Genomic DNA, 24,309 nt, shown 5'->3' with positions numbered 1-24,309 from the left:
CCGATGTCCGTTCTGACAAGCCGTCCCGCCTTACGGTGGCTGGTTCCGGTGGCCGCCGTCGTGACCGTCATCGGCGGCGGCGCCGCGCTGGGCCGCTTCGCCGCCGAAGCCGAGCCGAGCCTGCCGCCCCGATCCGCCGCCCAGCTTTTGGTCGATCTCCAGACCGCCCGCTTCGAGGGTCTCTCCGGCACCGTTGTGCAGCGGGCCGACCTCGGCCTGCCCCCGATCGCCGGCCTGGTCGCCGCGGATGGTCCGGCCAGCCTGCTGACCGGCTCCCACACGTTGCGGGTCTGGCACTCCGGGCCGGACCAGCAGCGGATCGCGCTCGTTGACACGCTCGGGCAGCGGGATTTCATCCGCAACGGACGGGACGTGTGGCTGTGGAACAGCCGAACGAACACGGCAACCCACCGGGTGCTGCCGGAGGGCAAGGAGGCTGCGAACCCGGCGGAGATGCCGGCGACGCCGCAGGAGGCCGCCGCGCAGGCCCTCGCCGCAGTTGATCCCACGACCGAGGTGAGTGTCGGTCGGTCGGCGACGGTCGCCGGGCGGGACGCGTATGAGCTGGTGCTCACGCCCCGGGACGCCGCCTCCCTGGTGCACCAGGTCCGGATCGCCATCGACGCGACCGCGCACCTGCCGCTGCGGTTCGAGGTCTTCGCCGCGGGTGGGGATCGCCCGGCGTTCGAGCTGGCGTTCACCCAGATCGACTATGCCCGGCCGGATGCCGACCAGTTCACCTTCAACCCGCCACCGGATGTTCAGGTCACCGAGAAGAAGGGCGGCTGGGAGCATCCCGAGCAGTCCGAGCAGCCGGGACCGACCAACGACGGCGGGCACCCCGATCTGCGTACCGTCGGCACGGGCTGGACCACGGTCCTGGTCGCGAAGATCGACGAGGTGGAGCGTCCCACCGCTGCCGCCGAGGATGCGCCCGACCTGGACCTGCTCGCCGGTCAGTTGCCGGCGGTCCAGGGTGACTGGGGCAGCGGTCGACTGTTCCGCACCGATCTGGTGACGGCGCTACTCACCGACGACGGCCGGCTGATCGTGGGGGCGGTCTCCCCGGAGCGACTGTACGAGGTGGCCCGGGGCTGACGTTTGTCGCCAACGCCCCCGGGGCCCGCGCGGTGCGCGGTCCCCGGGGGCGTTGCCCACGCTCGGCCCAGCCGGGCGTATCACCATGGGCACCCCGGCGGTCGCGCCGCCCGGTATCCTGACCAGTTCAGGGAACAAAAAAAGAACGGCATGCAAGCCGTTCCTTCGGGCAAGGGTAGCGAATTGCGAGATGGCTTGTCAAGCAACTCCGGCGTTGTACAGCACTCCGGCGGTCCCGGCGATTCGCCGATACACGACGACGAGATCGGCCAGGAGCAGGAGTACGTCTCGATGCTCTACGGCCGGCTGGACGCGCTGCGGGAACAGGCCACCCACCGGCTGGCCGAACAGCTCCGGGCGACAGGTGGCACCCTCCAGGCCCGCTCCCAACGCGACAGCGCCGTACGCATGTACGGCGAGCAGGTGGAGCAGTACTCGGCGGTCGAGCAGGGCCTGTGCTTCGGCCGGCTGGACACCGACGACGGCGGCCGGCACTACATCGGCCGGATCGGCATCTTCGACTCCGACGGCGACTACGACCCGCTGCTGATCGACTGGCGAGCCCCGGCGGCGCGCGCCTTCTACCTCGCCACCGCCGCCAACCCGCAGGGCGTCCACCGACGACGGCACCTGCGGACCCGGCAACGCAAGGTGACCGGCCTCAACGACGAGGTGCTCGACATTGCCGCCGCCTCCCCCACCGCCCACGAGGAGCTGACCGGCGAGGCGGCGCTACTCGCGGCCCTGACCGCCGGCCGCACCGGCCGGATGCGGGACATCGTCGAGACCATCCAGGCCGAGCAGGACACGGTCATCCGCGCCGAGCTGCCGGGCACGCTGGTGGTGCAGGGCGGTCCGGGCACCGGCAAGACCGCCGTAGCGCTGCACCGGGCGGCCTACCTGCTCTACACGCACCGGCGTGAACTTGCCACCCGGGGCGTGCTGCTGGTCGGGCCGAATGCGACCTTCCTGCGCTACATCTCCCAGGTGCTGCCCGCCCTCGCCGAGACCGGGGTGCTGCTGCGTACCCAGGCCGACCTCTTTCCCGGGGTCACCGCGCGGCGTACCGAGGGGGCCGAGGCCGCCGCGCTGAAGGGTCGCGCGGTGCTGGTGGAGGTCCTCGCCGCCGCGGTCCGGGACCGGCAGTGGGTGCCAGACGAGCCACTGGAGATCGAGCAGCCGCAGCGGGAGATCCTGGTGCTGCACCCGGAGACCGTCCGGGCCGCCCGGGACCGGGCCCGCCGGTCCGGCAGGCCGCACAACCTCGCCCGAGCAGTCTTCGATGTCGAACTCGTGCACGCTCTCGCCGCGCAGGTCGCCGAGCGCATCGGCGCGGACCCACTGGGTGGGGAGAACCTGCTCGAGGAGGCCGACCTCGCCGAGATCCGTCGGGAGCTGCGGGACGACCCGGAGGTACGGGCGACGCTGGACCACCTGTGGCCGCTGCTCACCCCGCAGCAGTTGCTCGCCGACCTGTACGCCGACCCGGCGCGAATCGCCACCGCCGCGCCCATGCTGACCGAGGCCGAGCAGGCCCTGCTGCACCGCCAGCCGAGTGGTTGGACACCGGCCGACGTGCCGCTGTTGGACGAGGCGGCCGAGCTACTCGGCGAGGACGACCGTGCCGCCGCGGCCCGTCGAGAGCGGCTGCGGACCCTTCAGCGGGAGTACGCCGAGGGGGTGCTGGAGATCGCCCGGGGGTCCCGGTCGATCGACGTGGAGGACGAGGCGGACGGTGGTGAGATCCTCGGCGTCACCGACCTGCTCGACGCCGACCGGATGGTGGAGCGGCAGGAGGAGGGGGATCGGTTGACCACCGCGCAGCGGGCCGCCGCCGACCGGAGCTGGGCGTTCGGCCACATCATCGTGGATGAGGCGCAGGAGTTGTCGCCGATGGCCTGGCGGCTACTGATGCGCCGCTGCCCCAGCCGGTCGATGACCATCGTCGGTGATGTGGCGCAAACCGGGGCGCTGGCGGGCACCGCGTCCTGGGCCGAGGTGCTCGAGCCGTACGTGGCACGGCGCTGGCGGTTGACGGAGCTGGCGGTCAGCTACCGCACACCCGCCGAGATCATGGCGGTCGCCGCGGAGGTGCTCGCCCAGATCGACCCGACTCTGCGCCCGCCCCGGTCGGTACGGTCCACCGGTGTGCCGCCGATCGACCGGTCGGTGGCGCCGGAGCGGCTGGCGGCGGAGCTGGTGGACGCGGCGACCGCTACGGCGGCGACCCTCACCGACGGCCGTCTCGGGGTGATCGTGCCGGCCGCCCGCGTCGCCGACCTGGGTCCCGCCCTGGCGGATGCCATTCCGGAGGCCACCGTCGGTGACCAGCCCGACCTGAAGGGCCGCACCGTCCTGCTCACCGTCGCCCAGGCCAAGGGGCTGGAGTTCGACGCGGTCCTGGTGGTTGACCCCGATGGGATCGTCGCAGAGTCTCCCCGCGGGCGTAACGACCTGTATGTCGCTCTGACCCGCGCCACCCAACGCCTGACGGTGCTCCGCCCCACCTCCTGACCGCCCCGCGCCCGGTCCCGGCCGATGACCGGGTACGCCAACCAACGGCCTGGCCCGAACCGGGCCAGGCCGTCGGGTCGGTGCGGGCCGTCCGAACGGTGCGTGCCGTCAGTCGTCGGAGAGGTTCGCGACGTGCACGCCCGGACCGGCCGCGTCGCTGGTGGAGCCGGCGGTCGGGGTGCTCAGGCCGCCGGTGGTGGCGTCCCCCGTCGTGGTCGGGGCGACCCTGCCCCGGTGCCGTTCCGGTTGGCGGGCCACTCGGCGAACACTGGCCGGGCCGGCGGTCCCGCCGGTCGTCGTGACCGCGCCCTGGCCCCGGGTCGGACCACCGTCGCGCAGCACCTGCGGGTCGATCCGGCTGTGCGCCGGGTCGCCCGGGTCCTCGTCCTGGATGACCCGCTGTACGTCGGTCTGCGGCACGGTCACCTCGGCCAGGACGCCCTCGCCGTACTGGTCGCCGGCGATCCGCTCCTCGGCCCGCCGGGCAACCTCGTTCCGGGTGTCGTCGGTACGCACGTTGCATCACCTCGCAGACTCGTCGGAAGTCTCGTTGGGTACCCGCCCCCCAGGCCGCCCAAACTCGTGGGCGCGGCCGAGGCGGGGGTTACTGCCCCCGGCCGGTCGGGTAGACCCAGGATGCCCCCGCCACGAACCGTGCCGTGGCCGAGACGCGGTAGCGGGGCGAGGGATCTCAGGTACTCATCAAATCCGAGGAGGAGCAGATGAGCACAGAGGCTGCGTCCACGAGGCCGAAGAACCGGCCCCCTGCGGAAGCCCAGAGCCGGGAGCGCATGCAGGAAGTCCAGAACCGGGACCGCTTGCAGGACGCCCCGACCCGGCCGATGCGGGCGATGGACAACGGGCACCGGGAGCAGATGTCGGCTCCGGACACGGAGACGAAGAGCTCGTTCCTGACCACCGAGTTCTGGATTTACGCCGGCGCGGTCGCCCTGGTGGTGATCTCCGCCTTCTGGCGTGGGTCGGCCGCCAACGGGTTGAACATCAACGATCCGACCTTGGCGTGGTGGTTCCTCTCCGCCCTGACCGCCGCGTACCTCATCAGTCGGGGGTTGGCGAAGGCCGGCTCGGACCGGCGTCTCACTGGTGAGCGGGGCCTGGCCCGGCGTTAACCGGTAGCGGCGAAAGGGTGCCCTCCGGGATCTGCCTCCCGGAGGGCACCCTCTGCCTGGATGACTGCTCGAAGCCTGATTTACTCCTCGAAGCCGAAGTCCTCGGCGAAGTCCCCTTCGATCGCGTCCTCGATCATCTCACCAGCGATCATGCCGCCGGCCACGCCGAGGGCAGCGCCGGCGATCATGCCGCCCATGCCCATCCCCCGCTGGCCGCCGTGCTGGTGCGGGACGCCGAAGCCCTGCGCCCGCAGGCTGCCGTAGCGGGAGGTCGTCTCGCGCAGCCACCCGTCGACCACCTGCACCCAGTCCACCCGGTCGGCGTCCTGGTGGGCGACCTGGTAGCGACCGAAGACATCCTGCCCGGAGGTGAAGAAACCGCCGCGCTTGTCGCACTCCAGGATCACGTCCACACCCTGCGGGTTGGTGACGAACGTCAGCTCCACCTCAGTGATCGTCTGCGCGTACTGCGGGGACGCGAAGAACTCGATCTCCTGGTAGAACGGCAACGTCTGCTGCACCCCGTAGAGCGAACCACGCTCCAGGTCGGCGTTCTTGAACCGGAAGCCAAGCCGGTTGAACGCCTCCAGGATGCGCTCGTGCACCGGTAGCGGGTGCACGTTGACCTGGTCCAGGTCGCTCTTGTCCACGGCGCGGGCGATCGCCAACTCGGTCCGCAGACCCATCGTCATCCCGTGCAGGCGCTGGCCGTACACATCGGTGATCGGGGTCTCCCACGGGACCGGCAGCTGGAACGGGATCGACAGCTGCTGCTTGGGAGCCAGTTGCAGCGCCCCGGAGACCGGCATCCGCTGGAACTCCATGAGCCCCGCGTACTCGGTGTCGTGACCCTCGATCTCGACTCGGGTGACCAGGCCGACGACAATCTGCTCGATGGCCGCCGGCGAGTCCCCGCCGATCAGGTTGACCTGGCCGTCGAGGGCCAGGCCGGGCCGGGTGTTGGGGTTCGTAAGGACGGTGTCCACGCTGGGTCCGCCTACGCCTAACGCGCTCAACATTTTCTTGAAGACCATCGGAACTCCCGCTGGGTCTGGTGTCGCACTCTCCTGGAGCCGACGGTGACGGTGTGCACCGTACCGGATGCTGTCGAGAAGCCGCTGTAAGTCTCCCACCAGCGCCGGGTCGGCCGCCACCTCCACCGGACGCTCCCGTCGCTGTGGACGCTACCCGGCCCCGGCAACCACATCCCCGGGCCGGCATGGCCAGGACAACTAGATGAAGTCGAACTCACCGTCACGCACGCCGCCCACGAACGCCGCCCACTCCTCGGCCGTATAGATGATCGTGGCAGCCTCGGGGGCCTTACTGTGCCGCACCGCCACCCGACCCGACCCGTCGAGCAACGGCCCCGCCTCGACGCAGCTGCCACCGTTACTGTCACTCTTCGTGCTGATATGCCAAGCGACCTCTGGCAGACTCTCGCCCATTACAGCTCCTCTGCAATGCTCGCCATCAACTCGGTCGACTCATTCACGTTGAGCGCGACCCTTGACACCTGATCGTACGCACGAAGGAAGCGCTCGGCTTTCGGCGACTCCAGGTAGAGCCGGCCGCCCAAGGATTCCGTGTAGGCGACGGCCGGGTATGGATCAGGAAGGTGAAATATCCAGAACGTTCCGTCGAGTCCCTGATGGAGTGCCGTCGAGGAGGACATGATCTGAATTCCGACCTGCGGTAGCTGCTGAAGCTTCACAAGATGTTGTAGCTGATATCGCAACACCTCCGCGCCACCCACTCGACGTCGGAGTACCGACTCGTCAATCACTGTAGAGATCTTGATGGGGCACTGCTTGGCGAGTACCTCCTGACGGGACATCCGCAGTTCGACCCACCGAAGGATCGTCGCCTCCGGAGCCCCCGGCTCCGCTGCACTTCGGATCACCGCCTCCGCATAGGCACGCGTCTGGAGCAGCCCTGGCACCAACGTCATGTGAAAGCAGCACAGACTCTCGGCGCGGCCCTCCAACCATGGGTACTCGATGAACGAGGAGTCGACCACATCGCCGTAGTCCTCATCCCAGCGGTCAGTTCGCCAGACCTCCTCGGCCAGCGACAGCAGCCGGGCGCGTTCGGCTGCGTTGTGGAAGCCGTAAAGATCGAGCAGCGCGATGACGTCGCCCTTCCGGATCGGCCAGTCCGCACGCTCGTAGCGACCGAGCGCAGACATGTCCCGTTGCAGGTGCTCGGCGACGAGCTTCAACGTCATCCCCCGTTCCTCACGTAGGGCTCGTAGCTGCTGACCGAGCCACTGCGCGCGGAGAGTCCGGATAAACGGCTTGTGCGGCATGCTCTCACCTCTCGGAAATTCGACAAGGCCCGCGAAGGAACCATTGCTCCAGTTCGAGCCGACTGGAAATGTGGCCTTCGGGTGAGGGTGATCACCGACCCCCGGGGACGCCCGGTGCAAGCACGGTAACCGCGGCTGTGCCAACAGCCGAGAAGGTGACGAGGGACGGCCTGGCGTTTGGCAGACGCATACCGGCCCTCGTCGGGTCTCAACATGGAGCCGCGACAAGCGCGCATTCCGGCTCCGACCGACTTGACGAATACCTATCACGGAAAGGCGGGTCCCCGCGACCCTGCCTCACCACGAACTGACACCACCCACCGGCAGCCCGGTGGCCGTACCGCCGAGGAGGGCTGCGGTCGTCGGGCGGGGCGGCCCTGGCCGGAACTCTCCCTCCCCGGCCGGGGCCGCCCCTTCCAACACCCACGAAGGGAACCAATCGATGCGTCACGGCACCGTCTACGGCGGCACCGAGCAGCTCCACCCGCGCCTCGTCCGCGAACGAAACTTCTCCACGGTGGGCCTCGGCCGGCGTGGTCTGGACCCCCAGGAGGTACGACACTTCCTGCACCGAGTCGCGCACGAACTGGCCACGTTGCGTCAGGAGGTGGCTCGGCTCCACGACGAGAACACCCGAATCAAGCGGGCGCTGCGGGACTGGCAGAGCGCCCAGGCCCGACGACGCACGCCCTGACCGGCCAGGGTTGGCCCGCGCCGGCCGGGGTAACCGGGGATCCGCCCGGGTCGGACGAGGAGGTCGCCATGGTGAGCGTCGGCTACACCCTGCTCAGCGAGCAGGCCGGGCCCAAAGAACTGGTCGACCACGCCGTACGTGCCGAGGCGGTCGGCTTCGACCACCTGGTCGTGTCCGACTGCTACTCCCCCTGGCTCGACTCCCAGGCCCACTCCCCGTACGCATGGTCGGTGCTCGGCGCGGTTGCCCATGCCACCTCCCGGGCGGCGCTGATGTCCTACGTGACCTGCCCGATCCGCCGCTACCACCCGGCGGTGGTGGCGCAGAAGGCGAGCACCGTCGGGGTGCTCTCCGACGGCCGGTTCACCCTCGGCCTCGGCGCCGGCGAGCACCTCAACGAGTACGTCACCGGCAGGTGGCCGCACGTGCGACAGCGACACGAGATGTTCGAGGAGGCGCTGAAGATCATAAAGCCGCTGCTGAACGGCGAGACGGTGGCCTTCTCCGGCAACCACTACGCGGTACCCGACGCCTACCTGTGGGATCGGCCGGAGCAGCCAGTCCCGATGGCCGTCGCCGCCTCCGGCCGCCGGTCCGCCACCCTCGCCGCCGAGTACGCCGACGCTGTCATCGCCACCGAGCCGGACCCCCACCTGCTCCAGATGTACGACGAGGCCGGCGGTGCGGGCAAGCCCCGCTACGGGCAGGTCGTCATCTGCTACGGCCCGGACGAGGCCGAGTGCCGCTCGCTTCTGCACGACCAGTTCCGCTGGTACGGGCTGGGCTGGAAGGTCAAGGCGGAGTTACCCGGCCCGGACTCCTTCGCTGAGGCCACCCGGTTTGTCCGCGAGGAAGACGCCGCCGCTGGCATCCCCTACGGCCCGGACGTCGAGCGGCACGTCGCGGCGTTCCGGCGCTTCGTCGACGCCGGCTTCAGCCACGTCGCGCTCCTCCAGGTCGGTGGCGGGAGCCAACCGATGTTCCTGACGTGGGCGCACGAGCACCTTCTGCCCCGCCTGCGCGAGCTGTGAGGTCACGCGGCGACCCCGGCGGTGCGCCACACAAAGAGGGGCACTGGTGACCCAGTTCTACGCTGACCGCGAGGGATGGTCTGTTGGTCGGCGTCGGTTGGTGAGGTGGATGAGGGTGGCGCCGATGAGGATGAGCAGGGCGGCGGTGCCGATGGTGGTGGGCAGGTTGGGGCCGGTGATGGGTAGGTCGGGGTCGGTGGGGGCGTCGGGGTCGGTGGGGGCGTCGATGGTGACGGTGGTGGCCTCGGACTGGCTGTTGGGGCAGGAGGTGCCGTCGCTGGTGTAGTGGGCGGTGAGCGTGTGGGTGCCGGCGGGGAGCGTGGTGGTGTGGGTGGCGACGCCGGCGGAGTTCAGGGGTGTGGTGGCGAGGTCGGTGGTGGTGTTGCGGAAGGTGACGCTCCCGGTGGGGGTGTCGGTGGTGCAGGTGACGGTGGCGGTGAGGGTGATGTCCTGATCGGCTTTCGGGTGGAGTGGCGTGATCTGCAATGCGGTGGTGGACGTCGACGGCGGTGCGGCGAGTGCCAGGCTGTGTTCGACGGAGGCGGCGATGGCCGTGATCGTGGTGCCCGCGGGGAGACTCACCGCAATGGGAACACTGCTGTCCGCATTGGTCCCATCGCCCAACTGGCCATCGCCGTTACCACCCCAGGCGAGGGCGGCGCCGGTGGAGGTGATCGCCAGGTTGTGAGCGCCGTCGTGGGCGGCGATGGCCGTGATCGTGGCGCCCGCGGGGAGACTCACCGCAATGGGAACACTGCTGTCCGCATTGGTCCCATCGCCCAACTGGCCATCGCCGTTACTACCCCAGGCGAGGGCGGCGCCGGCCGACGTCAGCGCCACACTATGGGCGTCACCGCCAGCGAGGGCGGTGACCGTGGTACCCACCGGCAAGCTCACCACGACCGGCGTACTACTACTGACAGTCGTCCCATCCCCCAACTGACCGGAAAAGTTACCCCCCCAGGCAAGGGCAGCCCCAGCAGACGTCAACGCCAAACTGTGATGACTGCCGCCGGCGACAGCGGTGACCGTGGTACCCACCGGCAGACGCACCGCAACCGGCGTACTACTACTGACAGTCGTCCCATCCCCCAACTGACCGGAGAAATTGTTCCCCCAGGCGAGGGCGGCGCCGACCGACGTCAACGCCAAACTGTGGCCGCTGCCGGCGGCAACGGCGGTGACCGTGACACCCACCGGCAGACGCACCGCAACCGGCGTACTACTACTGACAGTCGTCCCATCCCCCAACTGACCGAAGGAATTGCTCCCCCAGGCGAGGACAACGCCGGTCGACGTCAACGCCAAACTGTGGCCGAAGCCGGCGGCAACGGCGGTGACCGTGACACCCACCGGCAGACGCACCACGACCGGCGTACTACTACTGACAGTCGTCCCATCCCCCAACTGACCACTGTCGTTTCTGCCCCAGGCAAGAACAGTGCCGGCCGAGGTCAACGCCAGACTATGGAAGTCACCGGCGACAACAGCGGTGGCGTCGGTACCCGCCGGCAGACTCACGGGGAGGGGCGTGTTGCTGCCAGTGGTGGTCCCGTCACCCAGTTGGCCGAAGGCGTTGTCGCCCCAGGCGAGAAAGGCGTCCGACCCGACGGCGGAAGGTGACGGCTCGTTCTGCGCGGCCACGGGCAACACGCCGACCACCTGGGTGACCACCACCGCCAATGCGAGGAAGAACCACCCGACGATGTCCCGTACCGTCCGATGCGCTCCGGCACCGCGGACTGCCCGCTGGCTGATTCTCCACACCACTTAATACCTCCGAAGCGGACAAGGGCTCACCAATAGGACGAACACTATCGTCGTCCACCAGTCGCTCTGGTGCGTGGAGAAACGCCTCGAGAAATTGAGCCGCCCAGCGGCTTCACCTGCGGATCGTCCCCGGCTCGGACTTTTCATGACCGGCAGCCGGCCCCTCGACCGAAAGCGGTCAGATGCGAACCAGAACCCTGTCGTCAACGACGTCGAAGGCGGTGTTCATCCCCGCCTCCGCCGTGATCTCCGCCAGGTAGTCGCGGACCGCACGCCCCTCGGGCGTGTCCGCCCGGTACGGCACCGGCTCGTTCTCCTCATTGATCACCACGGGCAGGATCTCGACCCGGCTGACGCCGCCGTCGGCGATGTGCAGCCGGACGATCGCCGAGTTCCGTCCCTCCGCCTTCAGATCCCGTTCGGGGGAGAGCGCCTCGTGGAACGCCTTGGCTTCTTCGAGCCATTCCCGACTGAATGACCGCCACCAGGAATCGTTGAGGTCGAGGGCGAAGTTGCCGAGGCTGTAGAAGATCACCTTGCCCTGGTAGACCTCGACCGGTTTGAGGATGTGCGGATGGTGCCCGAGCACCGCGTCCGCACCGGCGTCGATCGCGGCATGGGCCACCACCGGCTGATAGTCGGCGAGCCTCGCGCGCTGGAAGTGCAGGCCCCAGTGGAGTGACACGAGCAGCACGTCCACCTGGTCCCGCAGCCGGGAGATGTCCGCGGTGAGCGCCGCCAAATCGGCGTCGTTGGTGAAAGTGGAGATCAGGGGCGGACCGCCGGGCTGGTCGGACTCGAACGGTTCGTAGTGCGTCATCGCCCGCATCGGCGCCACCCCGTGCTTGTCCCGCCCGGCGTAGTAGCCCTCCGGCGCGACCGAACAGTAGGCCAGGAACCCGACCCGGGTGCCATCGCGCTCGATGATCCCCGGCCGCCGGGCCTCGTCGATGTCGGCTCCGGCACCCACCACGGTGATGCCATCGCGCCGGAGCCGCCCGATGCAGTCGAGCAACGCGTCAGCACCCCAGTCACCGGTGTGGTTGCTCGCCATCGAGATGACGTCGAAGCCCGCGTGCGGGATGGCGGCATAGTTCGCCACGTCGTGGGGGACGGCGCCGCGCGGCCCGGAGGAGCCCCGGGACCCCTGGTCGGCGTACGCGGTCTCCAGTTGGCCGAAGGTGATGTCGGCCCCGGCCAGCTGCTCCCGCGCGTGTCGAAAGATGTCGTGCGGGCGGTCCCGCACGATGAGCAGATCCCCGACGGCGGCGACGACGAACCCCTCAGCATCACCCACAGATTCGACGCTAACACCATCGGTAATCAGTCACCGGTGGATCGCGATGCCTCCCGGCTGCCCCGACCCGTCCAGCTGGAACTGCCGGAATCCACGCACCCGGCCACGCGCGGGCTGCACCGATCCCGCCCCGGCGCCACGCCGCCCGGACTAGCCTCGGGGCGAAAGGCCGAGCGCGATGCCTGCGGAGGTGATGCCGACATGGCCGCAGCCAGCGACGCGCCGGTGCTGGCCGCCGTCGGCTCGGAGCACGACCTACCACTGGTCGAGCTCGCCGCGCGGGAGGCTGCCGCCTTCGGACATCCCCTGCGGCTGATCCACACCTTCGACTGGGGGGCCGCCTTCAAGGCACCGTCGGTCGCCGGCACACACGACGCGGCAGCGGAGCTTCTCGACCGCGCCACCAAGGTCGCCCAGGAGGTTGACGAGACGCTGTCGGTGCGCGAGGACATCGCCGAGGGTTCTACGGTGGAGACGCTGATCCGCATGTCGGAGACGGCCTTCCTGATCGCCGTCGGCGACAGCGGCATGAGTACGCGAGAACTCGGCTGCTCCATGCCCGCCGACACGCCGGCGGTGCAGGTCGTCGCCCGGGCCGGCTGCCCCGTGCTGGTGACCCGTCAGGACACGCCACCGCAGGGGCCGGTGCTGGTTGGAGTGGACGGCTCGGTCGGCTCCCGGCAGGCCCTGAAGTGGGCATTCGACTGCGCCGTCCGCCGGGCCGGCCGCCTGGTCGCCGTCCGGGTCGTGGAGCGGGGGCAGGACGACGCACCCGCGATCCTCGCCGAGATCGTAGCGGCGGTCGGCGGACGGGAACCGGCCGTGCCGGTGGAGTGTCACACCATCCGGGGCGCTCCTGGCGGTGTCCTGGTGGAGCAGTCCCGGTCCGCGCAGCTGGTGGTGGTGGCCGCGCGCGGACACCAGCCCGGTCGAGGAATGATCGGCTCAGCCTGCCAGACCGTGCTCTACCACTCACCCACACCCATGGTCGTGGTACGAGGACTTGCCCCGGCGGAGAGTCCCTGAGACCCGGGACCAACGCCTCTTAACCCGGCTGTAGCCGTCGGCGAGGCTAACCACAACGCCCCGGATGCGTCACACCCGACCGAGAGGCTCAGGCAAGCATGAACATCGCAACCGCCCAGCACAACCCCCTGACCGAAGACGAACTACGCCGACTGGACGCGTACTGGCGGGCGGCGAACTACCTCACTGTCGGGCAGATCTACCTCCGGAGCAACCCGCTGCTGCGCGAGCCGCTGACCGTGGAGCACGTCAAGCCGCGGCTCCTCGGGCACTGGGGCACCAGTCCCGGTCTGAACCTGCTGTACGCGCACCTCAACCGGGTCATCGTCGCCCGCGACCTGAACGCCATCTACATCACCGGTCCCGGCCACGGCGGTCCCGCGATCGTGGCGAACACCTGGCTGGAGGGCACCTGGAGCGAGCGCTACCACGGCACCTGCCAGGACGAAGCCGGCATGGCCCAACTCTTCTGCCAGTTCTCCTTCCCCGGTGGCATTCCCAGCCACGTGGCCGCGGAGGTGCCGGGGTCCATTCACGAGGGGGGTGAGCTCGGGTACGCGCTCAGCCACGCCTACGGTGCCGCGTTCGACAACCCGGACCTGCTGGTCGCGTGCGTGATCGGCGACGGCGAGGCGGAGACCGGGCCGCTGGCCGGTAGCTGGCTGTCGAACGTGTTCCTGAACCCGGCCCGCGACGGTGCGGTGTTGCCCATCCTGCACCTCAACGGCTACAAGATCGCCAACCCGACGGTGTTGAGCCGAATCCCCGAGTCCGACCTGCTGGACCTGATGCGCGGGTACGGTCACGAGCCGTACCTGGTCGCCGGGGACGATCCGGCCACGGTGCACCAGACACTCGCCGCGACCATGGACCGGGCGCTGGACGAGATCGCCGCCATCCAACAGCGGGCCCGGTCGGGTGGCCCGGTCGAGCGCCCGCGCTGGCCGATGATCGTGCTCCGTACGCCGAAGGGCTGGACCGGCCCGCGCGAGGTCGACGACAAGCAGGTGGAGGGCACTTTTCGCGCCCACCAGGTGCCGCTGTCGCAGGTGCGGCAGAACCCGCAGCACCTGGCCGAGTTGGAGCGCTGGCTGCGCAGCTACCGCCCGGAGGAGCTCTTCGACGCGACCGGGGCGCCGATCGCCGAGCTGTTGGAGCTGCCGCCGAAGGGCGACCGCCGGATGAGCGCCAACCCGGTCGCCAACGGCGGGCAGGTGTTGCGTGATCTGGTGCTGCCCGACTTCCGCGACTACGCGGTCGACGTGCCGCGCCCCGGTACGGCGGTCACCAGCGCCACCGGCACGCTCGGCAACTGGATCCGCGATGTCATCGCCGCGAACCCAGAGACCTTCCGGCTCTTCGGCCCGGACGAGGTCGCCTCCAATCGGCTCGGTGCCGCCTTCGAGGTCACCGACCGGGCCTGGGTGGCGGCCACCACTTCCGGTGACGAGAACCTCTCCCCCGACGGGCGGGTCATGGAGGTTCTCTCCGAACACCTCTGCCAGGGCTGGCTGGAGGGATACCTGCTGACCGGCCGGCACGGCCTCTTCACCAGTTACGAGGCGTTCATCCACATCGTCGACTCGATGGTCAACCAGCACGCCAAGTGGCTGAAGGTGACCCGGGACATTCCCTGGCGACAGCCGGTGGCCTCGCTGAACTACCTGCTCTCCAGCCACGTCTGGCGGCAGGACCACAACGGCTTCTCACACCAGGACCCGGGCTTCATCGACCACGTCGTGAACAAGAAGGCCGAGGTGGTCCGGGTCTATCTGCCACCGGACGGGAACACCCTGCTCTCGACGCTGAGCCACTGCCTGCGCAGCCGGCACTACATCAACGTGGTCGTCGCGGGCAAGCAACCCACACCGAGCTGGCTGTCGATGGACGAGGCGGTCCTGCACTGCCGGCGCGGGATCGGCATCTGGAACTGGGCCAGCAGCGACGACGGTGCGGAGCCGGACGTGGTGCTCGCCTGCGCCGGTGACGTGCCGACGCTGGAAACCATCGCGGCGGCCGACCTGCTGCACCAGCACCTGCCCGAGCTGAAGGTACGGGTGGTCAACGTGGTTGACCTGATGCGCCTACAACCGTCGAGCGAGCACCCGCACGGGCTGCCAGACTCGGAGTTCGACACCATCTTCACCACCGACAAGCCGGTCATCTTCGCGTACCACGGCTACCCGTGGCTCATCCACCGCCTGACCTACCGGCGGACCAACCACCCCAACCTGCACGTCCGCGGCTACAAGGAGGAGGGCACCACCACCACTCCGTTCGACATGGTGATGCTCAACGACCTGGACCGGTTCCATCTGGTCATCGACGTGATCGACCGGGTACCCGGGCTCGCCGCACGGGCGGCGCACCTGCGGCAGGAGATGGTGGACGCCCGCCAGTCGTGCCGGGACCACACCCGCAAGCACGGCGCCGACGATCCTCGGGTGACCCAGTGGCGGTGGATCCGCGAGACGGACGCCGGCCTCAGCGACGACCGATGAACGGCACGGAGATCCTGGTCGGCTACGACGGCTCGCAGGACGCGGTCCGCGCCCAGGAGTGGGCGATGGACGAGGCCGCCCGGAGCGGACGGTCGGTGCACCTCGCGTACGTCTTCGAGTGGCTCACCATGGCCGGGTGGACCGGCCCCGGTGGGGGGCCCAGCATCTGGCCCGACGAGACGGCGCGACGGCAGGCGGAGGAGCTGGTCCGGCAGGCCGCGGCGGACGCGACCAGCCCGGAGCTGACCGTCACCGGTGAGTTGTACGAGGGGCCGCCCGCGCTGGTGCTCCAGGAGCGCTCGGCGCGGGCCAGCCTGCTGGTGCTCGGTACGCGCGGGCTCGGCGGCTTCGCCGGCCTGCTGGTCGGCTCGACGGCGGGATCGGTGGCCGCGCACGCCCACTGCCCGGTGGTGGTGGTCCGGGGCGACGCCGACCGCCGGGGGCGGGCCGGGCACGTCACGACCGGGGTGGACGGTTCGGAGGAGTCGCTGCTCGCCCTGGGCTTCGCCGTCGAGCAGGCCGCCGCCCGGAAGGTACCGCTGCACGTGCTGCGCGTGTGGCGTCCGCCGCCGGGTCAACGTCCGCCGTCCGCCCCGGATGCCCGGGCGGCGAGCCAGGCGGACCGCGCCGAGCTGGAGGAGTCACTGTCCCCGTGGCGGCGGGCGTTCCCGGATGTCCCCATCACGGTGGAGGTGGCCGAGGGCAACCCGGCCGAGCTGCTCGTGACGGCCAGCCGCCACGCCCAGCTGGTCGTGGTCGGCAGCCGCGGCCGCGGCGGCCTGGCCGGAATGCTGCTCGGCTCGGTCAGCCAACAGCTTCTGCACCACGCGCACTCGCCGGTCGCCGTGGTCCGCGAACGCTGAGGTTGGTCAACGCCGGCGGGCGGGGGCGCGCTCTCGGGTGCGTCACCGCCGCAGGGTGGCCGGGCCGAGCAGGGCACGCAACGCGTTGAGGATCACCAGCACGTCGATGCCCTCCTGGAGGAAGGCACCGGCCACCGGCGGCAGCCGCCCGAGGGCGGCGACGAACATGGCCAGCACGGCGAGCCCCATGCCCACCATGGCGCTCTGCACGGCGATGCGGCGCGCGTACCGGGCGATCTCCACCGCGTCGGCCAGGCGCTCCAGCCGGTCAACGGTGAGTACCGCGTCGGCGACATCCGCCGACGCGGTCGCCCCGGTGGCGCCCATCGCCACACCGACATCCGCGGTGGCCAGGGCGGGGGCGTCGTTCACCCCGTCCCCAACCATCACGGTGACCGCCCGGTCCACCTCGGCGCGAACCCGGTCCGCTTTCTCGGCCGGCGCGCAGCGGGCGAGGACGTCGTCCACCCCGACCTCGCGGGCCACCCGGCTGGCGGTGGCCGGACGGTCACCGGTGACCATGACGATCCGGCGCAGCCCCGCCGCCCGCAGCCGGCCGACGGTCCGCGACGCGTCGGACCGGACCGGGTCTGCCAGCAGGATCGCGCCGAGCGGCCCGTCCGCACCACCGACCCACACCAACGAGTGCCCTGCCTCCTCGGCCCGGTCCCGCGCCGAGGCCGCCCACTGCGGCGGCGTGCTGTCGAGCTGCCCCACCCACAGGTCACGGCCGTCCACCCGCCCGCGTACGCCCCGGCCCGGTTCCTCGGTGACCCCCTCCGGCTCAGCGAGGTCGAGCTCTCGCTCCCGCGCCCCCTCCACCAGGGCGGTGGCCAGCACATGTGGGGACAGCTGTTCCACGGAGGCGGCGAGACGCAGCACCTCGTCGGCCGTGGTCCCCGGCGCCGGCACCGTCTCGGCCACCCGGGGTCGGCCGGCGGTAAGGGTTCCGGTCTTGTCCAGCAGCAGGGTGCGGGCCCGGCCGAGCAGTTCGAGGGAACCACCGTCGCGGACCAGGACACCGTGCCGGGCGGTACGGGACAGGCCGGAGACGATGGCGATCGGGGTGGCCAGCAGAAGTGGGCAGGGTGTCGCCACCACCAGAACCGCCACCGCCCGGACCACGTCGCCGGAGACCAGCCAGCCCAGCCCGGCGAGCAGCAGGGTAAACGGAACAAAGGCGACGGCGTACCGGTCGGCCAGCCGGACCGTCGGTGCCTTCTGCGCGGTGGCCTCCCGCGCCAGCCGCACGATCCCGGCGTACGTGCTGGAAGCCGCGTCCGCGGTCGCCCGCAGGCCAAAGGCGGCACCGGCGTTCACCACACCGCTCCCCACCGGGTCACCCGGGGCGCGTTGGACGAGCCGCGACTCTCCCGTCACCACCGACTCGTCGAGCGTGGCCGCCGCGGCAAGCTTCCCGTCGACCGGCACCACGTCGCCGGGGCCGACCAGCAGCTCGTCCCCGGCGACAACCTGGTCTGCCGGGACCACCTCGATCGTCCCGTCCGGGGCACGTCGGCGCGCGGTTCGTGGGGCGTGGGCGAGCAGTGCCCGGAGGTCGCGGGTCGCCCGACCCTGGGCGTACGCCTCCAGGGTCCGACCGGTGGCCACCATCACCGCGATCACCGCCCCGGCGAGGTACTCCCCCACCACGAGCGCGCCCGCCAGCGCGAGGACGGCGATGACGTCAACGCCGTACCGCCGGTGCCAGAGCTCGCGCAGCATCGACCCGGCGGCCGGCACCAGCGCGGCCACGGTGGCGGCGGCCCAGAGCAGGTCACCGAGGCCCGACCGGCCGGCGAGCCGTGCTGCCACACCGGCGAGCACCAGCGCGGTCAGCCCACCCAGCGGCGCCCAGAGCAGTCGGCCGCCCGGCCCGGATCGCGCCGGTTGCTCGGGCACGCACTCCGGCTCCGCCTCCATCACCGAAATCGTCCCAGCGGGTCGGCCGGGATGGGCCGTGCATCGCATAACCCATCGGGTCGAATGGTCCGGCGGCGACAGGACCTGCGCCCCGTGCGTTCGGCCGGCGAATATCGCAGGATGGATCGGCAACCGCGCCCGGGTGCCCTCCGGGTGCGGCACGATGTGTTCGAGGGAAGGGTCGAGAGCATGAGCCAGACGGACCACGCGCTGACCACCGCGCTCGCGCAGGCTGCCGCGACCGCCGGTCGCGCCCCCTCGGTGCACAACACCCAACCGTGGCGGTGGCGGGTCCTGCCCGACACGCTGGAGCTGCGCGTGGTCCGCGACCGGCAGCTCACCGCCACCGACCCGGAGGGGCGGCTGCTCATCCTGAGCTGCGGCGCGGCGCTGCACCACGCCCGGGTCGCGCTGGCCGCCGAGGGGTGGCAGGCGGTGGTTGAGCGCATCCCCGATCCCGGCGACGAGGACCTGCTGGCCCGGCTCACCGGCCTGACCCGGGTGGGGGCGGATCCCGAGGCGATGCACCTGGTGCAGTGCATGCGGATCCGACACACCGACCGCCGACCGGTCGGCGACGAACCGGTCACCGACTCGGCCCTCACCGAGATCACCGAGGCGGCAACCGCCGAAGGGGTCCGGCTCCAGCAACTCGACCGGGACCAGGTGTTGCAGCTGGCGACCGCCGCGTCTCAGGCCGACACGGTGGAGTCGGAGGACCCCCAGCTGCGCACGGAGCTGGCGTACTGGACCAGCCGGGCCGACGATGTCGGCCTGCCGGCGGCGGTGTTGCCGGAATCGCCCCCACAGACCACCGTGCCCGGCCGGGACTTCGGTCGGGCCGGCACGCTGCCCGTGGGGCCCGGTCACGACCAGGCAGCCGGATACGCGCTGCTCTACGGCGACGAAGACGAGCCCATCACCTGGTTGCGGGCCGGCGAGGCACTGTCGGCGGGTTGGCTCACGGCGACCCGGCTGGGCGTCTCGATGGTGCCGTTGAGCGGAGTGATCGAGGTGCCGAGTACCCGCGCGGAGTTGCGCGGGGTACTGGCCGGCATGGGGTACCCGTATCTCGTGCTGCGCCTGGGGCGCGCGGACCCGACGCACGCCGGCCCGCCGCACACGCCGCGGCTCGCCATGGAACAGGTGGTGGACACCTCGGCGGTCCGCGACACCTGACGGGCGTGTCACGCCCCTGGTCGGCGGCGTTAGCATCAGCCGGTGACACCCAGTCCCCAACACGAGCCGCACGCCACCCCTTCGCTCGGATTGACCCCTTTGTCCCGGGTTCACCTGGACGAGCTGCTGCAGGAGATGCTGGACCGGGTCAGCCAGGTCGTCGCCAGTCGGGAACGACTGCGGGCCCTGCTCGACGCGGTGGTCGGGATCAGCACCGACCTCGACCTGCGCAGCACGCTGCAACGCATCGTCGAGGCGGCCTCCGAGCTGGCCGGGGCCCGCTACGGCGCGCTCGGCGTCCTCGGCCGGGACCGGACGCTGCACGACTTCGTCACCCACGGTATCGACGACGAGCAGCGCGCCAAGATCGGTGAGCTGCCGCACGGCCGTGGCGTCCTCGGCCTGTTGATCGACGATCCACGCCCGGTGCGGATGCCCGACATCACCCAGCACCCCGACTCCTACGGCTTCCCGCCGAACCACCCGCCGATGCGCAGCTTCCTCGGGGTACCGGTGCGGATCCGGGACCAGGTCTTCGGCAACCTCTACCTGGCCGAGAAGCGGGACGCGGCCGAGTTCACCGAGGACGACGAGGAGATCGTCGTGGCGCTCGCCGCGGCGGCCGGGGTGGCGATCGAGAACGCCCGCCTCTACGAGCTGGCGCACCGGCGGGAGCGGTGGCTGGCCGCCGCCGCCGAGATCACCACGCTGCTGCTCGGCGAGGTCCACCGGACCGATGCGCTGTCGCTGGTGGCGCGGCGTGCCCGGGAGGTCGCCGAGGCGGAGCTGGCGCTGGTGCTGCTCTACGACCCCGGCGCGGACACCTTCACCGTTGACGTGGTCGACGGCGCGGGTGAGCAGGCCGCTGCCCTGGTCGGCACCGTCCTACCCGCCGCCGACACCAGTTTCGGCGCCGCCGTCATCCATGGTCGGCACGACCGGGTGGCGGACCTCGCCTACGCCGCGCCCTGGCCGGCGCTGTTCGACACCGGGCCGGCGGTACTCTCCCCACTGGCGACCGCGGACACCCTGCACGGCGTGCTGGTGGTGGCGTACAGCGCTGACCACGATGACACCAGCGAGGACGACCTGGCGCTGCTGGGCAGCTTCGCCGCACAGGCCGCGCTGGCCATGGAGCGGGCCCGGGGTCAGGAGGAGCGGGAGCTGCTGGTGGTCCTGGAGGACCGCGAGCGGATCGCCCGGGACCTACACGACGTGGTGATTCAGCGATTGTTCGCCACCGGTCTGCAGTTGCAGAGCGCGGTGCCGATGAGCACCCGCCCCGAACTCGCCAACCGGATCAACGCTGCGGTGGACGACCTGGACGCCACGATCAAGGACATCCGCCGCACCATTTTCGAGCTGCGTACGCCGATGACCGCGCAGCTGCGGTCAGAGATCCGGGAGGCGGTCGAGGACGCCGCCGAGTCGCTGGGCTTCCGGCCCGCGCTGGAGTTGGCCGGCCCGATCGACAGCGCCGTCTCGGACGAGTTGCGTCCCGATCTCACGGCCGTGCTCCGGGAGGCGCTGTCGAACGCGGTGCGCCACGCCCGGGCCCAGCGCGTCGCGGTCACTGTCCAGGTGGCGGCCGGCCAGGTTTCGGTGACCGTCACCGACGACGGGGTCGGCTGCGATCCGGCCGCCGCCCGGGGTGGGCTGGTCAACCTGCGCGAACGCGCCGAGCGCCACGGTGGGGTCTTCGAGGTGCGACCGGAGCACCCGCACGGCACCCGGCTGTACTGGTCCGTGCCGCTGGACAGCTGAGCCGCCAACGGCGCGTCGGCGCAACGCCGAGACCGCTGGGCGTGCCGCCGGTGCTACCGGTCAGTGGGCCTTGCCGAGCAGGCGGGTGGCGAGCACGGCTGCCTGCGTCCGCCGCTCCAGGCCGAGCTTCGCCAGCATGCTGGAGACGTAGTTCTTCACGGTCTTCTCGGCGAGGAACATCTTGCCGGCGATCTCCCGGTTGGTGAGGCCCTCGGCCACGTACTCCAGGATCCGCCGCTCCTGATCCGTCAGGGACTTCAGCTCCCGGGGCTGCTCGACGCCGCTGCGGATCCGCTCCAGCACCCGGGTGGTGATCGCGGGGTCGAGCAGCGACTGCCCGGCGGACACCCGACGGACCGCGTCCACCAGGTCGGTGCCGCGGATCTGCTTGAGCACGTAGCCGGCCGCGCCGGCCATGATCGCCGCGAAGAGCGCCTCGTCGTCCTCGTACGAGGTGAGAATCAAGCCCTTGATCGACGAGTCCAGGGCCCGGATGTCACGGCACACGTCGATGCCGTTGCCGTCGGGCAGCCGCGCGTCGAGGATCGCCACGTCGGGCCGGAGCGCCGGGATGCGGCGGGCCGCCTCCTGCGCCAGGCCGGACTCGCCGACAACCTCAATGTCGCCGCTGGCCGTGAGCAGGTCGGCAAGGCCACGACGGACGACCTCATGGTCGTCGAGTAGGTACACGCGGATCATCCCTTGTTTCTACCCTGCTGGCGACTGTTCCGCAGGGGTCGAAGGTCCCGATCCGCCCCGGCCCGGCCACCCGCTCGGGTGATTCCCACTCAAGAAGGGCGGACAAGCGCGACAATACGGACAGCGCAGGCCGACAGTACGAACACCGGATGCTCCGGTCCCGGGCAGGACAGTCGGTCCCGTAGGGAAGGGACATCCGGCCCTGGGCCCGCTGACCCTCCTGGGAGACGGTGGAAGAAGGAGCAGACGTGGCGCGCCAACGGAGAGGAGCGACACCATGGACGCTTACTACACCTTAGCGCAGCTACGTGCCGCCGCGGCCGACGCCATCCGTGCCCCGTCGCTGCACAACACGCAGCCGTGGCGGTTCCGCCTGCGCGACGGAGGGATCGAGGTGCTCGTGGACCCGTCCCGGCGGCTGCCCGCCACCGACCCGAACGGCTGGGGGATCCGCATCGCCGCCGGGGCGGCGCTGTTCAACCTACGGCTCGCCCTGGCCGCGGCGGAGACGCCGGCGGCCGTACGGCTGCGCCCGTATCCGGCCGAGCCCGACGTGGTGGCCCGACTGGTCCCGGACCGGCCGCGCCGCTGCACCCCGATCGAGCAGGCCCTCTATGCGGCGATCCCCCGCCGGTTCAGCAACCGCGCTCCCTTCCAGCCCGACCCGGTACCAGCCGACGCCCGGTGGCGCCTCACCGAGGCGGCCCGGGCCGAGGAGTGCTGGCTGGAGCTGCTGATCGGCACGAGCGCGGTGAACGCGTTTGCGGAGATCGCCCGGGGCGCTCACCACGTGCTGGAACGCAACCCGTCATACCGCGCCGAACGAGAGAGGTGGGTCCACCACGACGAGGCCCCCGACGGGGTGCCAGCGACCGCCGGTGGCCCACCGTTCGAGCCGCAGGACCTGCTGCCGGCGCGCGCCTTCGGCGGCCGGGAACGTGCCCCTGGCCGCGACTTCGAACCGGAACCCCTTGTCGCGGTCCTCGGCGGCCCCGGCAACACCGCCGTCGACCAGGTCATCGCCGGGCAGGCACTCCAACGCACGCTGCTCACCGCAACCGATGCCGGGCTCTCCGTATCGATGCTCTCCCAACCCATCGAGGTACCCACCGCCCGCGAACAACTCCGACTCTCGCTGGGGCGCTACGGCACCCCGCAGATGGTGATGCGGGTCGGCTATGGCCAACCCGGCTGGCCCACGCCCCGCCGCGAGATTGACGAGGTGCTCGACCTGACCGTCCCGCAGCTCTGACGGCCCGGCCAACCGGTGGCCCGCGGTCAGCGCCCAGTCGACAGCAGCACCGCCTCCCGGGCCGGGTCCAGGCCCACCGGGGCGCGTTGCGGACGGCCCGCGCGGGGCGGCACGGCACCCGCCGCCCGCAGCCAGGACCAGGTGTCGGCCACGGTGTCGACCACCGGGCGGCACACCAGCCCGGCGGCGAACGCGGCCCGCACGTCGCGCTCCTGCAACCAGCGGTACGGATGCCCGGCCGGAATCCACACCGGCAGGTCGTTCCACGGCACCACGCCGGCCGCCAGAATCCGCTCCGGTTCGACCCAGCACAGGCGGGCGTCGGCCCCCGTCGCCGCGACGCAGGCAGCGAGCAACTCCCCCATCGTCGCGTGCCCGGTACGGCTGACCACGTTGAACGTCCCACCGGGCACCCTCGGGTCAAGCAGGAACGCCGCCAGGTCGCGGACGTCAACGTACTGCAGGGCAAGGTCGGCCGGGCCGGGCGCCAACACGTCACCGCCACGGGTGATCCGCTCCAACCACCACGGCAACCGACCGATGTCCTCACCAGGCCCAAGGATCAACCCGGCCCGGGCGATCAGCGCCAGCTGGCCGTATACCTCCCGAACAGCCCGCTCGGCACCGGCCTTGTTGGACGGGTAGTCGGCCTCGACGGCGTCGGGCGCGGCGTCGACCACCGGAGCATCCTCCGCCGACCCCAACGCCACCGGCTCGGCGTAGACCGAGCCGCTGGAGACGTAGACGTAGCGTCCGACCTGCCCGGCCAGAGCCCGTGCCGAATCCCCGGCAGCCCGGGGCGCCCCGTCCCAGGTGTCGACGACCAGGTCCCACTCCTGGCCGGCGAGCGAGGCCAGCCCGCCCGGTGCGGTCCGGTCGCCCCGCAGCCGCCGCACCCCGGTCGGCGTAGTCCCGTGGCGGCCCCGGTTGAACACCGTCACCGCCCAGTCCCGGCGTAGCCCCGCACGGACCACCGCCCCGCCGACGAATCCCGTGCCGCCCAGCACCAACAGTCTCATGTGCTCCACCGTGCCGGCCCGCGAAGGCTCCGCCTACCGCTCTCTGCCGCCAGCAGATCCGCCGACGGCAGAACACCGGTCCCGACCACGGGCCACGTTGCTCGGTACGGCCCGACCGCCGCGTCAGGTGGCGTGGACGCCGACCTCCTGCACGGTCAAACTGGCCGTGGCGGACGCCCGGTGGCGAGTTCGACGCCGACCGAGGCCGCCCTCGGATGAGAGGAGCAGGGCACCTCACTGC

20 protein-coding genes are annotated in these 24,309 nt (G+C 71.0%); 11 read left to right on the top strand and 9 right to left on the bottom strand.

Features of this window, described 5'->3' with window-relative positions; translation table 11 throughout:
* Positions 1-3 precede the first annotated feature (3 nt).
* Positions 4-1,098 carry a LolA family protein gene (locus STROP_RS08045; protein ID WP_026275061.1) on the top strand — a complete coding sequence of 365 codons (1,095 nt, stop codon included), beginning with the start codon at positions 4-6 and terminating at the stop codon, positions 1,096-1,098.
* A gap of 249 nt (positions 1,099-1,347) precedes the next feature.
* Positions 1,348-3,612 (top strand): HelD family protein, encoded by a 2,265-nt coding sequence (locus tag STROP_RS08040; protein WP_026275060.1) that lies wholly within the window; start codon positions 1,348-1,350, stop codon positions 3,610-3,612.
* Positions 3,613-3,720: 108 nt separating this feature from the next.
* Here STROP_RS08040 and STROP_RS08035 read toward each other — a convergent pair whose 3' ends face one another.
* Positions 3,721-4,128, bottom strand: coding sequence for a hypothetical protein (locus tag STROP_RS08035; protein ID WP_011905489.1), 408 nt, complete (start codon positions 4,126-4,128; stop codon positions 3,721-3,723).
* Between the two features lie 275 nt (positions 4,129-4,403).
* Here STROP_RS08035 and STROP_RS08030 point away from each other — a divergent pair, with 275 nt between their 5' ends.
* Positions 4,404-4,742, top strand: a complete 339-nt coding sequence (locus tag STROP_RS08030) for a hypothetical protein (protein ID WP_080516577.1) — start codon at positions 4,404-4,406, stop codon at positions 4,740-4,742.
* Between the two features lie 80 nt (positions 4,743-4,822).
* Here the strand turns inward: STROP_RS08030 and STROP_RS08025 are convergent, their stop codons facing one another.
* The 3 genes from STROP_RS08025 to STROP_RS08015 all read right to left on the bottom strand — a co-directional run bounded on the left by STROP_RS08025 (position 4,823) and on the right by STROP_RS08015 (position 7,050).
* Positions 4,823-5,902 (bottom strand): sporulation protein, encoded by a 1,080-nt coding sequence (locus tag STROP_RS08025; RefSeq protein ID WP_187151591.1) that lies wholly within the window; start codon positions 5,900-5,902, stop codon positions 4,823-4,825.
* Positions 5,903-5,974: 72 nt separating this feature from the next.
* Positions 5,975-6,190, bottom strand: a complete 216-nt coding sequence (locus STROP_RS08020; protein WP_011905486.1) for a DUF397 domain-containing protein — start codon at positions 6,188-6,190, stop codon at positions 5,975-5,977.
* Positions 6,190-7,050: a helix-turn-helix domain-containing protein gene (locus STROP_RS08015; protein WP_011905485.1), complete on the bottom strand. Its 861-nt coding sequence runs from the start codon at positions 7,048-7,050 to the stop codon at positions 6,190-6,192. Before STROP_RS08015 ends, STROP_RS08020 begins: the two co-directional genes overlap by 1 nt.
* A 442-nt stretch (positions 7,051-7,492) precedes the next feature.
* On the opposite strand from STROP_RS08015, the gene STROP_RS08010 reads away from it, so the two are divergent.
* Positions 7,493-7,744: a DivIVA domain-containing protein gene (locus STROP_RS08010; protein ID WP_018830474.1), complete on the top strand. Its 252-nt coding sequence runs from the start codon at positions 7,493-7,495 to the stop codon at positions 7,742-7,744.
* A gap of 68 nt (positions 7,745-7,812) precedes the next feature.
* On the top strand, positions 7,813-8,775 hold the full coding sequence (locus tag STROP_RS08005) for a TIGR03557 family F420-dependent LLM class oxidoreductase (RefSeq protein WP_043535269.1): 963 nt from the start codon (positions 7,813-7,815) through the stop codon (positions 8,773-8,775).
* 57 nt (positions 8,776-8,832) lie between these two features.
* Here STROP_RS08005 and STROP_RS08000 read toward each other — a convergent pair whose 3' ends face one another.
* Together STROP_RS08000 and STROP_RS07995 are read right to left on the bottom strand one after the other, a co-directional pair.
* A complete protein-coding gene (locus STROP_RS08000) occupies positions 8,833-10,545 on the bottom strand; it encodes an RCC1 domain-containing protein (protein ID WP_011905483.1) in 1,713 nt (570 codons plus the stop codon).
* Positions 10,546-10,723: 178 nt separating this feature from the next.
* The gene (locus STROP_RS07995) at positions 10,724-11,842 is read right to left on the bottom strand and encodes a CapA family protein (RefSeq protein ID WP_011905482.1); all 1,119 of its coding nucleotides are present in this window, start codon (positions 11,840-11,842) and stop codon (positions 10,724-10,726) included.
* Positions 11,843-12,043: 201 nt separating this feature from the next.
* Between STROP_RS07995 and STROP_RS07990 the strand changes: the two genes are divergently transcribed.
* The 3 genes from STROP_RS07990 to STROP_RS07980 all read left to right on the top strand — a co-directional run bounded on the left by STROP_RS07990 (position 12,044) and on the right by STROP_RS07980 (position 16,232).
* A complete protein-coding gene (locus STROP_RS07990) occupies positions 12,044-12,868 on the top strand; it encodes a universal stress protein (RefSeq protein WP_011905481.1) in 825 nt (274 codons plus the stop codon).
* A gap of 98 nt (positions 12,869-12,966) precedes the next feature.
* Positions 12,967-15,369 carry a phosphoketolase family protein gene (locus STROP_RS07985; protein WP_011905480.1) on the top strand — a complete coding sequence of 801 codons (2,403 nt, stop codon included), beginning with the start codon at positions 12,967-12,969 and terminating at the stop codon, positions 15,367-15,369.
* The gene (locus STROP_RS07980) at positions 15,366-16,232 is read left to right on the top strand and encodes a universal stress protein (protein WP_011905479.1); all 867 of its coding nucleotides are present in this window, start codon (positions 15,366-15,368) and stop codon (positions 16,230-16,232) included. The genes STROP_RS07985 and STROP_RS07980 overlap by 4 nt, the downstream gene beginning before the upstream one ends.
* 42 nt (positions 16,233-16,274) lie before the next feature.
* Here the strand turns inward: STROP_RS07980 and STROP_RS07975 are convergent, their stop codons facing one another.
* Positions 16,275-18,155, bottom strand: a complete 1,881-nt coding sequence (locus STROP_RS07975) for a heavy metal translocating P-type ATPase (protein ID WP_011905478.1) — start codon at positions 18,153-18,155, stop codon at positions 16,275-16,277.
* Positions 18,156-18,344: 189 nt separating this feature from the next.
* Here STROP_RS07975 and STROP_RS07970 point away from each other — a divergent pair, with 189 nt between their 5' ends.
* A complete protein-coding gene (locus STROP_RS07970; RefSeq protein ID WP_413540573.1) occupies positions 18,345-19,334 on the top strand; it encodes an Acg family FMN-binding oxidoreductase in 990 nt (329 codons plus the stop codon).
* A 42-nt stretch (positions 19,335-19,376) separates the two neighbouring features.
* The gene (locus tag STROP_RS07965; protein WP_011905476.1) at positions 19,377-21,098 is read left to right on the top strand and encodes a sensor histidine kinase; all 1,722 of its coding nucleotides are present in this window, start codon (positions 19,377-19,379) and stop codon (positions 21,096-21,098) included.
* Positions 21,099-21,158: 60 nt separating this feature from the next.
* Here STROP_RS07965 and STROP_RS07960 read toward each other — a convergent pair whose 3' ends face one another.
* Positions 21,159-21,797, bottom strand: coding sequence for a response regulator (locus STROP_RS07960; protein WP_011905475.1), 639 nt, complete (start codon positions 21,795-21,797; stop codon positions 21,159-21,161).
* Between the two features lie 277 nt (positions 21,798-22,074).
* On the opposite strand from STROP_RS07960, the gene STROP_RS07955 reads away from it, so the two are divergent.
* Positions 22,075-23,049, top strand: coding sequence for an Acg family FMN-binding oxidoreductase (locus STROP_RS07955; protein ID WP_011905474.1), 975 nt, complete (start codon positions 22,075-22,077; stop codon positions 23,047-23,049).
* 26 nt (positions 23,050-23,075) lie between these two features.
* Here the strand turns inward: STROP_RS07955 and STROP_RS07950 are convergent, their stop codons facing one another.
* On the bottom strand, positions 23,076-24,068 hold the full coding sequence (locus STROP_RS07950) for an NAD-dependent epimerase/dehydratase family protein (protein ID WP_011905473.1): 993 nt from the start codon (positions 24,066-24,068) through the stop codon (positions 23,076-23,078).
* Between the last annotated feature and the right edge of the window lie 241 nt (positions 24,069-24,309).

The sequence above is a fragment of the Salinispora tropica CNB-440 genome (assembly GCF_000016425.1).
GTDB lineage: Bacteria > Actinomycetota > Actinomycetes > Mycobacteriales > Micromonosporaceae > Micromonospora > Micromonospora tropica.
Note: the sequence above shows the minus strand (reverse complement) of the source record. Positions and strands in the feature narration are given on the sequence as shown.